This window comes from Streptomyces sp. NPDC021356 (assembly GCF_040641015.1).
Classification (GTDB): domain Bacteria; phylum Actinomycetota; class Actinomycetes; order Streptomycetales; family Streptomycetaceae; genus Streptomyces.
Genome location: NZ_JBFACU010000027.1, coordinates 99,720 through 112,891 on the forward strand (window position 1 = coordinate 99,720; position 13,172 = coordinate 112,891).

Below are 13,172 nucleotides of genomic sequence, written 5' to 3' on the forward strand. Positions count from 1 at the left end.
ATCACCAATCTCCGGGCGGGCGGGGGCGGCGGCGTGTTCAGTCCAGGCCGGCGGTGGCCAGCACCACCCGCATCCGGCGTTCGGCCAGGTCCGGGTCGGGGAACAGGCCCAGCCCGTCGGCGAGCCGGTACACCTGGGCCAGGTGCGGGACCGAACGGGCGGACTGCTCGCCCCAGACCATCCGGAAGTGGTCCTGGTGACCGGAGAGCCAGGCGAGGAAGACGAACCCGGTCTTGAAGAAGCGCATGGTCAGCGCGTTGCCTTCGAACAGGTGCTGGGCGAGCGGGAGCGTCGTGCGCAGCTCCTTCGTGAAGCCCGCGGTGTCGCCGTCGTCCAGGGCGCGGAAGGCCTCGGCGACGACCGGCGCGAGCGGGTCGAAGACGGAGGCGAGAGCGTCGCTGTGGCCGTGCTCGTCGCCGGCGATCAGCTCGGGGAAGTCGGTGATGTCGCCGTTGTAGACGTGCACGCCGGCGGGGACGCGGCGGCGCAGTTCGATCTCCTGCTCGCGGCCCAGCGGCCACACCTTGACGCCGTCGACGCGGTCGACGTTGTCGGTGACGACGGCGAGGAACGCCTCCAGGGCCTTGTCCCATTCGGTGTAGCCCCAGTAGCCGGTCAGCCGGGGGTCGGACTCCGGCAGCACCCAGTGCAGGATCACCTTGCGCTCGGCCTGGCCGAGCAGCCGCTCGTAGACGCGGGCGTAGTCGTCGGGGCCCTGGGCGACCGCGGGCAGTTGCGGGCTGGCCATGATGATCAGTTCGGCGCCCGCGTCCTGGACGGTCTCGATCTGCTCCTCGTAGGCGGCGACGACCGCGTCCAGGGTGTGCGGACGCATCGGGTCGAGCTGGTCGGTCCACACGCCGCCGCCGATGCGTCCGCCGACCGCCTTGGCCTCGGCGGCGGAGCGGCGTATCAGCTCGGCGGAGGTGGCCCAGTCCAGGCCCATGGCCCGGTTCTGGGTGTCGAGCGCCTCGGCCAGCGCGAAGCCGTGCGCCCAAAGGTGGCGGCGGAAGGCGAGGGTGGCGTCCCAGTCCAGGGCGGGCGCGGTGAAGGGCTCCCAGCCCATCAGGAGCGGGGAGTTGGACGCGAGCGGGTCGGCCACCACGTGTGCGGTGGAGAACACCGCCCGGCTGCGGACGGGGTCGGCCGAGGGTGTGAACACCCGGGGCGTGGTCCGCGGCTGATGCGCCGTCAGTGTGCCGTCGTATTCCGGAAGTTCGATCACGGATGTGGCTCCAAGACTCGATCGGCGATGGCCTCGGCCGCGTGCTGAAGGCGCGGTCTTTCCGCCACATTCAAGCCGCGTGCGCCGGGAGATCTCCACCGCTGACGCCCCCTGAAAACACCCCTGAACTCCTCGCCCGGGCCCGGTAGGGGTGCTCTGGGGCGCCCCGGGCTGGCTACGGTCGGCGAGTCGTGCACACCCCTGTCACCGACCAGGAAACGGAGTGAAGATGAGCCCTCGTCCGCCCATTCTCGTGGGGACCCTCCATCCACGGCTGCTGGTCGACGACTTCGCCGCCTGCTTCCGCTTCTACGACGCCGTGCTCGGCGAACTGTGCGGTGCCAAGGTCGCCGAGGGCGTCCCGCAGGGGCCGTACGCCCGCTGGAACGTCGAGGAGGAGCCGGTGCTCGCGCTCATCGACCGCGCGGCCATGCGCACCATGCTCGACGTGCGCGAGGGCGCGGCCGACACCGCGCTGCTCTGCCTGCGCCTCGACGACGTCACGGCGGCGCAGAGCCTGTGCGAGGAGTACGGCGCCACGGTCGTCGCCGAGGCGGCGCCGCAACCCGAGTGGGGCCCGGAGACCGTGCTGGCCTACGTCCGTGATCCGGCGGGCCACCTGATCGAACTGCAGGCGTCGCCGGACTGACCCGTGCGGGCCGGTCCGGCGGCGTCCGGAGCCAAGTTACCGGAGCGGAAGGCCGGTGCCATGAGCGCAGATGTCCCACAGGGCGGCCGCGGTGGCGGTGTCCTCCGCGGTGGCGCCCGGGTCGGTGCGGCGGCCGTCCTTGTAGTACTCGCCGCGCAGCGGCGTGTCGGTGCCGGCCAGGTGGAGCAGGGTGTCGACGCCCTTGTCGGGGGTGCCGACGAACCGCTCCACGGTCCCGCGCAGCGGGCTGTTGGTCAGCAGCCGCTCCCGCCACAGTCCGCGGGCCAGCCCGCCGACGAAGACACCCGGGTGGAAGTCGGCGACCCCGACCTCCGGGTGGCGGCGGGCGTACTCGCGGGTCAGCAGCGCGAGCGCGAGCTTGCTGTCGGCGTAGGCCTCGTACGGCTCGTACTTGGCCTTGCCGTTGACGTTCTCCGGATCGATCTGGCGGCGGCCCTCGATGGTCTGCGACGAGGTGACCACCACCCGGCCGCCGCTGTCGCGCAGCCGCTCGGTCAGCAGCCTGGTCAGCAGGTAGGGGGCCAGCGCGTTGACCTGGAAGGTCTCCTCGAAGCCGTCCTTGGTGACCGTGTGCTTGGCCATGATGCAGCCGGCGTTGCTGACCAGCACATCGATCCGGGGGCAGCGGTCGAGGAGCACCTTGGCCAGCCGGCGCACCTCGGTCAGCTCCGAGAAGTCGGCGGTCAGCGGGTCCACGCCCAGTCCGGCGGCGACGGCCGCGGTCTTCTGTGCCGAACGTCCGACCGGTACCACGTTGGCTCCGGCAGCGTGCAGACGGCGTACCGCCGCCTCGCCGAGGCCCGAGCTGGCACCGGTCACGACCACAGTCTTGCCCTGCAGGTTCATGGCTTTCTCCGTTCTCGGACTGGCGCTGGGCAGATCACTTCTTCGTCCACCAAGCATCTATACATCCGTACTATACAGGAGTCTGAGACGTGCGTATAGATACACCCCCCACAACGCCCGTCACGACCAAGGCGGGACGCCGGGAGTGGATCGGGTTAGCCGTACTGATCCTCCCGGTGCTGCTGGTGTCCATGGACATCACCGTCCTCTACTTCGCGCTCCCGTCGATCTCGGCGAGCCTGCACCCCTCCGGCACCCAGCAGCTGTGGATGATCGACATCTACGGCTTCGTCCTGTCCGGGCTGCTCATCACCATGGGCGGCGTCGGCGACCGCATCGGACGCAGGCGCCTGCTCGTCCTCGGCAGCATCGTCTTCGGCGGCGCCTCGGCGCTCGCCGCGTTCGCCGGCTCGCCCGCCGTGCTCATCGCGGCGCGCGCGCTCCAGGGCGTCGGCGGCGCCACCCTCATGCCCTCCACCCTCGGGCTGATCCGCAACATGTTCCACGACGCCGGACAGCGCCGGAACGCGATCGCGGTGTGGACCGTCGGCATGGGCATGGGCTCGGCCATCGGACCGGTCCTGTCGGGCCTGCTGCTCACCAAGTTCTGGTGGGGCTCGATCTTCCTGGTCAACCTGCCGTTCATCGCGGTCCTGCTGCTCGCGCTGCCGCTGCTCGTGCCCGAGTACCGCGACCGCGCCACCCGCCTGGACCTGCCGTCCGCCCTGCTCTCCATGGGCGCGGTCCTGCCCACCGTGTGGGCGCTGAAGAAGTTCGCCGCCGACGGCTTCTCCGTGACCCCGGCCGTGTCCGTGGCCGTCGGTGTCGTCCTCGGCGTCGCGTTCGTACTGCGCCAGCGCACCCACGCGCACCCGATGATCGACCTCACCCTGTTCCGCAGGCGCGGCTTCGGCCCGTCCATGAGCTGCAACGTGGTGGCCTACTTCACCATGGTCGGCTTCGGCATCTTCACCACGCAGTACCTCATGGAGGTGCTGCGGATGAGCCCGCTCGAAGCCGCCCTGTGGACCCTGGCCAGCCCCGTGGCGATCATGTTCTTCGCGCCCGTCGCGGTGAAGACGGCCAGTGTGGTCCGCCCGGCCTACGTCATCGTCGCCGGGTTCCTCATCGCGGCGACCGGCTGCTTCCTGGTCACCCGGCTCGGCACCGACCGCAACATCCCGCTGATCATCAGCGGCACCGTGTGCATGGGCGTGGGCGTGGTCATCTCCAACACCATCGTCACCGACCAGATCATGGGCTACACCTCCGAGGCACAGTCCGGGCGGGTCTCCGCCATGCTCCAGACCTGCCAGGAACTCGGCGGCGCCCTCGGTGTCGCGGTGCTCGGCAGCATCGGCGCCTCGGTCTTCGGCAACACCATGGACCGCACCATCCCCGCGGGCCTGCCCGACGGCGCCCTGGACGCCTCCCGCCAGACCCTCGGCGGAGCGCACAACTACTCCATGACCCTGAAGGAACCCCAGGCCGGGCACCTGTTCCACACCGCCCAGGAGGCCTTCGTCAAATCCCTCACCCCGGCGGGCCTCACCGCCATCGGCGTCCTCGCCGTCATGTCCGTCTTCGTACTGATCTCCCTGCGGCACGTGGTCCCCGCGGCCCCGGCCGCACCCGCCGCGCAGGAGACGGACACCGAACGCGAACACACCCCCGCGGCGGCCTGACCGGCCCGACCGCGAGAGCCCGTACGCGCCCCGGACACCACGACCTGGTGCCCGGGGCGCCGCGCTGCTCCTCCCTCAAGCCGCTTCCAGTCGAAGCCGCTTCCAGTCGAAGGCGCTTCCCGTCGAAGACGCTCCTCTCGAAGCCGCTTCCGTGCAGTTGCTCCCCCTAAAGTCGCCTGCCCGCGCCGGTTAGGGGGCCCCGATCCGGGCCCGCGGGGCCGGGTTCGCAGTAAGAAGGACGGCGGACCCACCCGCGTACGGCACGTTTGCGCCGGCGGGACCCCACCGAACCGGACGAGCGAACCGGACGAGCGAAGGAGCCAGGCATGGGCCGGGTTACGGGCAAGGCAGTCCTCATCACCGGAGCGGCACGCGGCCAGGGCCGCAGCCACGCCGTCCGGCTGGCCGAGGAGGGCGCCGACATCATCGCGATCGACATACCCTCCGACACCGGCATCACCGAATACCCGATGGCCACCGCCGACGAACTGGCCGAGACCGCCCGCCTGGTGGAGAAGACCGGGCGCCGGGCGATCGTCCGCCAGGCCGACGTGCGCGACCGCGCCGCGCTGCGCACGGCCATCGACGAGTCCGTCGCCGAACTCGGCCGCCTCGACGCCGTCGTCGCCAACGCCGGCATCCTGCCGATCGGCGCCCACCGCCCGATCGAGGCCTTCACCGAGACCGTCGACACCAACCTCACCGGCGTCCTCAACACCGTGCACGCCGCACTGCCGCACCTCGGCGAGGGCGGCTCCGTCGTCGTCACCGGATCCGCCGCCGGCCTCATGCCCGGCCACGGCGACGTCGCCCAGGCGGGCCCCGGCTTCGCCGCCTACAAGTACGCCAAGCGCACCCTGGTCGACTTCGTGAACACCCTGGCCGTCCAGCTCGGTCCCACCGGCCGCCGGATCAACGCCGTCCACCCGACCAACGTGGACACGGCCATGGTGCAGAACGACGCCATGTACCGGGCCATCCGCCCCGACCTGGAGAACCCCGGCCGCGAGGAGGCCGAACAGGGCTTCGTCGCCATGCACTCCATCGCCGTCCCCTACGTCGCCCCGGCCGACGTCTCCCACGCCGTGGTGTACCTCGCCTCCGACGAGTCCCGCTACGTCACCGGCCTGCACCTCAAGATCGACGCGGGCGCCCTGGTCAAGGCCGGACTGTGACACCGCGCGCCGCCCGGTGAGAGGGGCGGTTGTAAGGGGCCGTTAGGGGTTCTTGCCCGGCGGCCCCTTCACCACACTGGGCCGCATGGAGACTGACAACCGGACGAAAAGCGCCCTGGTGTTCCCAGGAATGGGGCCCTCACCGTTCGCCGAAGTCGGCAAGTTCATGCTGGTCAACCCGTTCGCCCGGAAGCTGGTCGCGGAGGCCGACGACACCCTCGGCCGCTCCCTCTTCGACGGCTTCCGCGAGGCGGAGGGCGACTACTCCGTCGCCGCCCAGCTCGCCTTCTTCGTGAACTGCCTCGCCCTCGCCGCATGGGCCGAACACGAATTCGGTGTCGAGCCCTCCTACGTGACCGGCCCCAGCTTCGGCGGCAAGGCCACCGCCGTACGCTCCGGCGCCCTGTCCTTCGCCGACGGCGTCCGCCTCACCGAGCGGTTCGCCCACACCCTCGACGCGTTCTTCGCCGAGGAGTACCCCGAAGAGGTCGCCACCCAGTCCTTCGCCCGCACCCCGCGCGCCGTGCTCGACGAGATCCTCGCCGAACTCACCGCGCGGGACGAGTGGCACGACGTCACCTGCGTGGTCGACGAGGACTTCGCGATGGTCACCCTGCGCGCCTCCCGGCTGGAATGGCTCCAGCAGCGGCTGCGCGCGGCGGGCGGACTGCCCCTCTACGTCATGCGCCCGCCCATGCACTCGGCCGCCTTCGCGGGACTGCGCCGCCGGGCCGCCGTCGAGGTGATGGACGGCCTGGAGTTCCGCGACCCCACCCTCGCCGTCGTCTCCGACCAGGACGGCACCGTGCTGACCACCGGGGAGGAGGTCAGGGACCTGCTGCTCGACTGCTGCGTCCGCGCGGTCGCCTGGCCCACCGCACTCGGCTCCCTGCACGACCGGGGCGTCGGCACGCTCTACGTCGCCGGCCAGGACGCCCTGTTCGGCCGCGTCGGCGCCGCCTCGAAGAACTTCCGCGTCGTCTCGGCCAACCCCCGCCTGGCCCTGCGCCCCAAACGCCGCCGCCCCCTGGCGGCTTGAGGCACGCACCCCTTTCGCCCTGTCGCCCTGGCGGCTGAAGGCCCGCCGGCGGCTCGGCGCACAGGCGCCCCGGCGGCTTGAGGGCCCCTGGCCCGACGCCATCCGGCGCCCCCGACCGGGCGCGTCCCGTCTCGGCCCGGCGCGAACCCTCTTCGCCCGGCCCGGCGCGAACCCTCTTCGCCGGGCCCGGCGCGCACCTCTCCGCCCGGCCCGGTGCGAACCGTCCCCGCCCGGCCCGGTCCCGTTCGGACTGGAACGGCCGGGAAGGGCGGGGAGGAGCGAGGACCGGTCCAGAACGATCGGCGCGCGTGTCCCGGGTATCGCCGCGTCCCCCTACGGAGAAAGCGCGCGTGTCCCGGGCATCGCCGCGTCCCCTACGGAGGAACCATGACCCAGCACCACCACCCCGGTGGCCTGCACGAACGCTTCCTGCGCGGACTGGCCCTGTCCGCCGACCGCCCCGCCCTGCGCATCGGCTCCGAGACGATCACCTACCGGGACCTGCACCACCAGGCCCTCACCTGGGCGGGCTCCCTCGGCGAGGCGCGGACCGTCGGCGTCCTCGCGGGCAAGACCGTCACCGCGTACGCGGGCATCCTCGGCACCCTGTACGCCGGTGCCACCGTCGTCCCCCTGCACCCCGACTTCCCTGCCGCCCGCACCCGGCACATGCTCGAACTGTCCGGCGCCACCGCCGTGATCGCCGACGACCGCGGCCGGGCGGTGCTGGCGGGCCTCGGCGACGACCTGCCCGCCCTGGTGGTCGCCGAGCCGGACCCGGCCCGCGTCCTGAGCGGACCCCGCCCCGGCACCTCGCCCGCCGACACCGCCTACATGCTGTTCACCTCGGGCTCCACCGGCCGCCCCAAGGGCGTGCCGATCAGCCAGGGCAGCACCCGCCACTACTTCGAACTCCTCGACAAGCGCTACGACTTCACACCGGACGACGTCTTCTCGCAGACCTTCGACCTGAACTTCGACTGCGCGATGTTCGACCTGTTCTGCGCCTGGGGCAGCGGCGCGACCGTCGACGTCACCCCCCAGACCGCCTACCTCGACCTGCCGGCCTACCTCGCCGGGCACGGCGTCACCGTCTGGTTCGCCACGCCCAGCGCCATCTCCCTGGCCCGCCGCATGAACGGGCTCGCGCCGGGCTCCCTGCCCGGCCTGCGCTGGAGCTTCTTCGCGGGCGAGGCCCTGCGCGCCCACGACGCCGCCGACTGGCAGGCAGCCGCGCCCTCCTCCACCCTGGAGAACATCTACGGCCCCACCGAGCTGACCGTGACCATCACCGGCCACCGCTGGGACCCGGCGACCTCGCCGGAACGCTGCGTCAACGGCCTGGTGCCCATCGGCCGGGTGCACGAGGGCCACGACCACGTCCTGGTCGACGGCGACGACCGGGAGACACCCGTCGAGGGCGAACTCCTCATCACCGGGCCGCAGACGTCGGCCGGCTACCTCGACCCCGCCGACGACGCCGGCCGCTTCGTGGAGCGGGCCGGACGCCGCTGGTACCGCACCGGGGACCGGGTGCGCCGGCTGGCCGACGGCGAACTGGTCTACCTGGGACGCCTGGACTCCCAGGTGCAGCTCCAGGGCTGGCGGGTCGAACTGGCCGAGGTGGAGCACGTCCTGCGCTCCTGCGAGGGCGTCGAGGAAGTGGTGGCCGTCGGCGCCCCGACCGCCTCCGGCACCGAACTCGTCGTCTACTACACCGGCGAGCCCCGTCCCGCCTCCCGCTTCGCCCGCGCCCTGCGCGAACTGCTTCCCAAGGGCATGCTGCCGCGCCACTACCAGCACCTGGCCGACTTCCCCCTCAACTCCAACCGTAAGGTGGACCGCAAGGAACTCACCCGGCGCGCCGCCGACCTGCTCGAACGCCCCGCCCAGCGGACCGGGGCCGCCCTGGCGCCGGGCGCCGCCGGCTGACCGTCCGGGCTCCGGGGCGGCGGTGACACGGTCCCGGGGGCGGCGGCCCCCGCGCGGCGGCACACCACCCCCGGGCGCGGCCCGGACCGTGAACCCCGGATCACGAACCGCGGACCGCGCTCGCCACACTGCGCTCGCCGGGCCGCGCACTCCGGGGCGCGCACGCCGGACCGCACATCAGGCCATGAGCCTCAGACCATGAACCCGCCGTCCACGGCGATCGCGGTCCCGGTGATGAACCGGCCGCCCTCCCCGGCGAGATGGGCTACGGTCGTGGCGATCTCGTTGGGAGTGCCGTAGCGGCCCACCGCCGTCATGGCGGCCTGCATCTCGCCGCCGGGTCCCTCGGCCGGGTTCATCTCCGTGTCCGTGGGCCCGGGCTGGACGAGCACCGCCGTGATGCCCTGCCCGCCCAGGTCGCGGGCCAGGCCCTTCGTCATGCCGGTGAGCGCGGCCTTCGTCATCGCGTACAGGGTCATGCCGGGGGAGGAGACTCGCTCGGTCACACAGGTGCCGATACTGATGATGCGGCCGCCCGGGCCCATGTACGCCGATGCCGCCTGCGCCGCCAGGAACGGGCCGCGCGCGTTGACGGCGAGGGCCCGGTCCAGCTCCTCCGTCGTCACCGCCTCCAGCGGCCCCCAGGGCAGCACGCCCGCGTTGTTGACAAGGATGTCGAGGCCGCCGAAGACCTCGGCCGTGTGGTCGACCGCGGCGCGCACCGCGGTCGGATCCGCGCTGTCGGCCTTGAGGGCGAGCGCCGTGCCGCCGTCCGCGGTGATCTCCGTGGCCACCTTCTCGGCGGCTTCCGCGTCGCGGTGGTAGGTGAGGGCGACCGACGCGCCGTCGGCCGCGAGCCGTTTGGAAACAGCCGCACCGATGCCGCGGCTGCCGCCGGTCACCAGTGCCACTTTTCCGGCCAGTTCAGACATGGGGGGTTCTCCGTTTCGTGTTCGTCCGCGCAGGGGCAACGAAGCCGGACCAGGGCTGATCGCCCCCTCGAAGGCAAACACTCGGCAATGTCCGGGTCAAGGCGGCCCCGGACGCGGCGAAGCCCGGGGCCGGGACAGGGGTTGCGGCCGGGCGGCAGTGCGGCCCGGGCGCACGCGCGGCCGTTCCGGCCGTGCCCTGTCGTCGAATTCCCGCACACACGACGGTGGCCGGGGTCACCCCTGACCCCGGCCACCGTGGACCGCCGTACTGCACAACCGATCGAGGCCCGATCGAGCCGCGCTCGTCCCCGTACCGCCCGCGCCGCCCGCGAGTCCCCCTTCTCCAGCGAAATTCGAGCGGTCACTGAGACGGTCTCCACGCAAGGCCCGCAGACGCCTTGGTGACGTGCGCCCGGGCGGCGGCGGGTCCGACGAGACCGTCAGTCCGCAGCAGTGAGGGAGCCCCCGTATGCACTGGTACACCGATGTCTTCGCGAAGTACGCCGTTTTCGAGGGCAGGGCGCGGCGCCAGGAGTACTGGATGTTCATGCTGATCAACTTCGTGATCGCATGCGCCCTGACCAGCCTTGAGACCGGAGTCGGCATCAGGCCCGCGCTCTCGGGCGCCTACTCGCTCGTGGTGCTGCTGCCCCTCATGGCCGCGGCCGTGCGGCGACTGCACGACACCGGCCGCACCGGCTGGTGGCTGCTCATCGCCCTCATCCCGCTGGCCGGCGCGATCGTACTGATCATCTACCTCGTCGACGAGTCCCAGCCCAAGGCCAACGCCTATGGGCCGCCGGTCGCCGACGGCGTGGCCGGCGCGGAACCCGCTACCGGCTGACCTCGTGAAGCCGGACCCGCCGCCACCGGCCGGGCGGCGGGACATCCCCCCGAAGGACGAGTGAGTGACCCCCCTTCTCGGCCCCTCAGACGGCGATCTGGCTCGCGTGGATGGCGAGCACCCGCCACCCCTGGCCGGTGCGCACCCAGGTGCGCGTGTAGCGCAGTCGTGTGACGTACTCGTGGCCGGCGTAGGAACCGATGACGGTGAGCAGCGCGCGGGTGATGCCCGTGTCGCCCTCGACGATCACCTGCGCCGGCTCGGCCTCCTCCAGCTTGTCGATGACCAGCAGGCCGTCCCGGAAGGACGCCAGGTCCTCGGCCTTCGGCACGAGGGTGCCCTCGGGGTCGACCCGGATGGACCGGTCGTCGAGTATCGCGTCCATCTCCCGCACGTCGCAGTGGCGGTGGGCCGCCTGCAGACGGTGCTCCGCGGCGAGCAGTTCGTCGATCCGGCCCTGGCCTCGGCCTCGTGCGGACATGTCGTCCCTCTTCTCTCTCGTCCAGGATGAGCCGCTTGCCCCCCGGCCCTCCCGCATTCTGCGCACCCCGGCCACGGGCGTGCTACGCGCAAAGACCCTGCTCCTCGGGTTAAGGGTGGGGGCCGTCGAGCCCCTGCCGGGTGGCCGGATCTAGGGGGTCGCGGACGGCCGCCCGGCCGGCGCCCTCTGGACAGACGACGGTCCTTTACCCATAGTGGGAACTCCCTTTTCCTTTCCTTGGGGAAGAGCGTTTTCCTCGCGGGGCATGCGGTGAAGGGCGTCCGGGGCAGGCCGTTCCCGCGCCGTGGACGCCGAGCCGCCCGCGCTCCCCGCGGCACCGGCCTCCTGACCAGGGACTCCAGCAGGACTCCAGCGGCGCTCAGTCGCGCCGTGGAACTTTCCCCTCGGATGCGCACCGTGTGCATCCCAGACGTGCCAGAGTCCTGAGCGGAGTCGCCATGAGCACTAGTTCCACCCGGTCAGCTCCCGCGAGCGGGGCTATCGTCGGCGTACTCGCCGCAGCCGGAATCATGGTCTCGCTGATGCAGACCTTGATCGTTCCCCTGATCCCCGAACTGCCCGAGCTGCTGCACACCTCGGCCGCCAACGCCTCGTGGGCCATCACCTCCACGCTGCTCGTCGGCGCGGTGGCCACACCGGTTGCCGGGCGGCTCGGCGACCTCTACGGGAAACGCCTCGTCCTGAACATCAGCCTGGTCGTCATGACCGTCGGCTCCCTGGTCTGCGCCCTCTCCGACTCGATCACCCCGATGGTGACCGGCCGGGCGCTGCAAGGCGTGAGCATGGGCGTGATCCCCCTCGGCATCAGCGTGATGCGCGACGTGCTGCCTCCGCAGAGGCTCGGTTCCGCGATGGCCATCATGTCGTCCTCGCTCGGCATCGGTGGCGCGCTGGGCCTGCCCATCGCGGCGATCGTGGCCGAGAAGACCGACTGGCACGTGCTGTTCTGGGCGTCCGCGGTGCTCGGCGTCGTCGTCCTCGCCCTGATCCTGATGATCGTGCCCGCCTCGGAGGTCCGCGGCACCGGGACGTTCGACGCCCTCGGCGCCCTCGTCCTCTCCGCCGGACTCGCCTGCCTGATGCTCGCCATCTCCAAGGGCGGCGACTGGGGCTGGGGTTCGAGCACCACGCTCGGCCTCTTCGGCGCCTCGGTCGTGCTGCTGCTGGTCTGGGGGGCCTGGGAACTGCGCAGGACCTCCCCGCTGATCGACCTGCGCACCTCCGCGCGCCGGCCGGTCCTGATGACCAACCTGGCCTCGATCGTCGTCGGTTTCGCGATGTACTCCAGCCAGCTGATCATCCCCCAGCTGCTCCAGCTGCCCAAGGCCACCGGCTTCGGCCTGGGCCAGTCGATGCTGGCCTCCGGTCTGTGGATGGCGCCGTCGGGCATCGTCATGATGATCGCCTCCTCCTACGCGGCGAAGATCTCCGCCGCCCGCGGCCCGAAGGTGTCGCTGCTCGCCGGTTCCCTGGTGATCGCCGTCGGCTACGCGCTGGCGCTGCCGCTGATGAAGAACGTGTGGGGCGTGCTGGCCTTCAGCTGCGTCGTCACGATCGGTGTCGGCTTCGCCTTCGCCTCGATGCCCGCCCTCATCATGAGTTCGGTGCCGCCCACCGAGACGGCCGCCGCCAACGGCCTCAACAGCCTGATGCGGGCCATCGGCACCTCCACGTCGGCCGCGGTGGTCGGAGTGATCCTGGCCCACATGACGGTCAAGGTCGGCCCGCTGGCCCTGCCCTCCGAGAACGGTGTCCGTGCCGTGCTGCTCGTCAGCGCGGGGGTGGCCGTCATCGCCGCCCTGGTGGTCCTCGCCATCCCGGGACGCGAGCGCCCGGCCGCCCAGCCGGCGGTCGCCCCGCCGCTGAAGGCGGACGCGGCCCGCGCCAACTGACCGCCGCCGCACGGCACCACCACAGCGCTCGGCCCGCGGGCCGCACCGGACCGCTCCGGTGCGGCCCGCACCGCTGTGCGGCCGGCGGCCCCGCCGTCCGCACAGCCGTACGCCACCCTGCGTCCACGGCACGCCCATGACGACACGAGTGGGCCTCTAACGGGTCTGGTTAGCCTCTGGCCAGGTGTACGACCCATGCGGCACCCGACCGAGAACAGGGCGCTGTCCGCCACCACACCCGACAGGAGCCGACACACGTATGTCTGTGGAAACCATCGTGCCGTCCGCAACAGGGACATCGCTCACCAAGGAGATCCGCCGTGTGGACCGGGTGGTCATCCGTTTCGCGGGGGATTCGGGTGACGGTATGCAGCTCGCCGGGGACCGGTTCACTTCGGAGACGGCGTCGTTCGGGAACGATCTGTCGACG

General features: G+C 71.8%; 11 protein-coding genes. 7 read left to right on the forward strand and 4 right to left on the reverse strand.

All coding sequences use genetic code 11. The features are described 5' to 3' along the window. Positions 1 to 37: 37 nt before the first annotated feature. A complete protein-coding gene (locus tag AB0G56_RS30160; RefSeq protein ID WP_360975277.1) occupies positions 38 to 1,225 on the reverse strand; it encodes a DUF993 family protein in 1,188 nt (395 codons plus the stop codon). A gap of 229 nt (positions 1,226 to 1,454) precedes the next feature. On the opposite strand from AB0G56_RS30160, the gene AB0G56_RS30165 reads away from it, so the two are divergent. Beyond that, on the forward strand, positions 1,455 to 1,874 hold the full coding sequence (locus tag AB0G56_RS30165) for a VOC family protein (RefSeq protein WP_360975280.1): 420 nt from the start codon (positions 1,455 to 1,457) through the stop codon (positions 1,872 to 1,874). 36 nt (positions 1,875 to 1,910) lie between these two features. Here AB0G56_RS30165 and AB0G56_RS30170 read toward each other — a convergent pair whose 3' ends face one another. Next, positions 1,911 to 2,741 carry an SDR family NAD(P)-dependent oxidoreductase gene (locus tag AB0G56_RS30170; protein WP_360975283.1) on the reverse strand — a complete coding sequence of 277 codons (831 nt, stop codon included), beginning with the start codon at positions 2,739 to 2,741 and terminating at the stop codon, positions 1,911 to 1,913. An 89-nt stretch (positions 2,742 to 2,830) separates the two neighbouring features. Between AB0G56_RS30170 and AB0G56_RS30175 the strand changes: the two genes are divergently transcribed. The 4 genes from AB0G56_RS30175 to AB0G56_RS30190 all read left to right on the forward strand — a co-directional run bounded on the left by AB0G56_RS30175 (position 2,831) and on the right by AB0G56_RS30190 (position 8,572). Further along, positions 2,831 to 4,426, forward strand: a complete 1,596-nt coding sequence (locus AB0G56_RS30175; protein ID WP_360975286.1) for an MFS transporter — start codon at positions 2,831 to 2,833, stop codon at positions 4,424 to 4,426. Positions 4,427 to 4,752: 326 nt separating this feature from the next. Further along, on the forward strand, positions 4,753 to 5,601 hold the full coding sequence (locus AB0G56_RS30180) for a mycofactocin-coupled SDR family oxidoreductase (protein WP_360975289.1): 849 nt from the start codon (positions 4,753 to 4,755) through the stop codon (positions 5,599 to 5,601). Positions 5,602 to 5,686: 85 nt separating this feature from the next. Further along, positions 5,687 to 6,640, forward strand: a complete 954-nt coding sequence (locus tag AB0G56_RS30185; protein WP_360975292.1) for an ACP S-malonyltransferase — start codon at positions 5,687 to 5,689, stop codon at positions 6,638 to 6,640. A 387-nt stretch (positions 6,641 to 7,027) separates the two neighbouring features. After that, entirely contained in the window at positions 7,028 to 8,572 is a 1,545-nt protein-coding gene (locus AB0G56_RS30190) for an AMP-binding protein (protein WP_360975295.1), read from the forward strand. Between the two features lie 191 nt (positions 8,573 to 8,763). Here the strand turns inward: AB0G56_RS30190 and AB0G56_RS30195 are convergent, their stop codons facing one another. Beyond that, the gene (locus tag AB0G56_RS30195; protein WP_360975298.1) at positions 8,764 to 9,504 is read right to left on the reverse strand and encodes an SDR family oxidoreductase; all 741 of its coding nucleotides are present in this window, start codon (positions 9,502 to 9,504) and stop codon (positions 8,764 to 8,766) included. 469 nt (positions 9,505 to 9,973) lie between these two features. Between AB0G56_RS30195 and AB0G56_RS30200 the strand changes: the two genes are divergently transcribed. After that, positions 9,974 to 10,348, forward strand: coding sequence for a DUF805 domain-containing protein (locus AB0G56_RS30200; RefSeq protein ID WP_360975301.1), 375 nt, complete (start codon positions 9,974 to 9,976; stop codon positions 10,346 to 10,348). A gap of 85 nt (positions 10,349 to 10,433) precedes the next feature. Here the strand turns inward: AB0G56_RS30200 and AB0G56_RS30205 are convergent, their stop codons facing one another. Continuing rightward, positions 10,434 to 10,829 carry a nuclear transport factor 2 family protein gene (locus tag AB0G56_RS30205; protein ID WP_360975304.1) on the reverse strand — a complete coding sequence of 132 codons (396 nt, stop codon included), beginning with the start codon at positions 10,827 to 10,829 and terminating at the stop codon, positions 10,434 to 10,436. Positions 10,830 to 11,287: 458 nt separating this feature from the next. Here AB0G56_RS30205 and AB0G56_RS30210 point away from each other — a divergent pair, with 458 nt between their 5' ends. After that, positions 11,288 to 12,742, forward strand: a complete 1,455-nt coding sequence (locus AB0G56_RS30210) for an MFS transporter (protein ID WP_360975307.1) — start codon at positions 11,288 to 11,290, stop codon at positions 12,740 to 12,742. Positions 12,743 to 13,172: the final 430 nt, after the last annotated feature.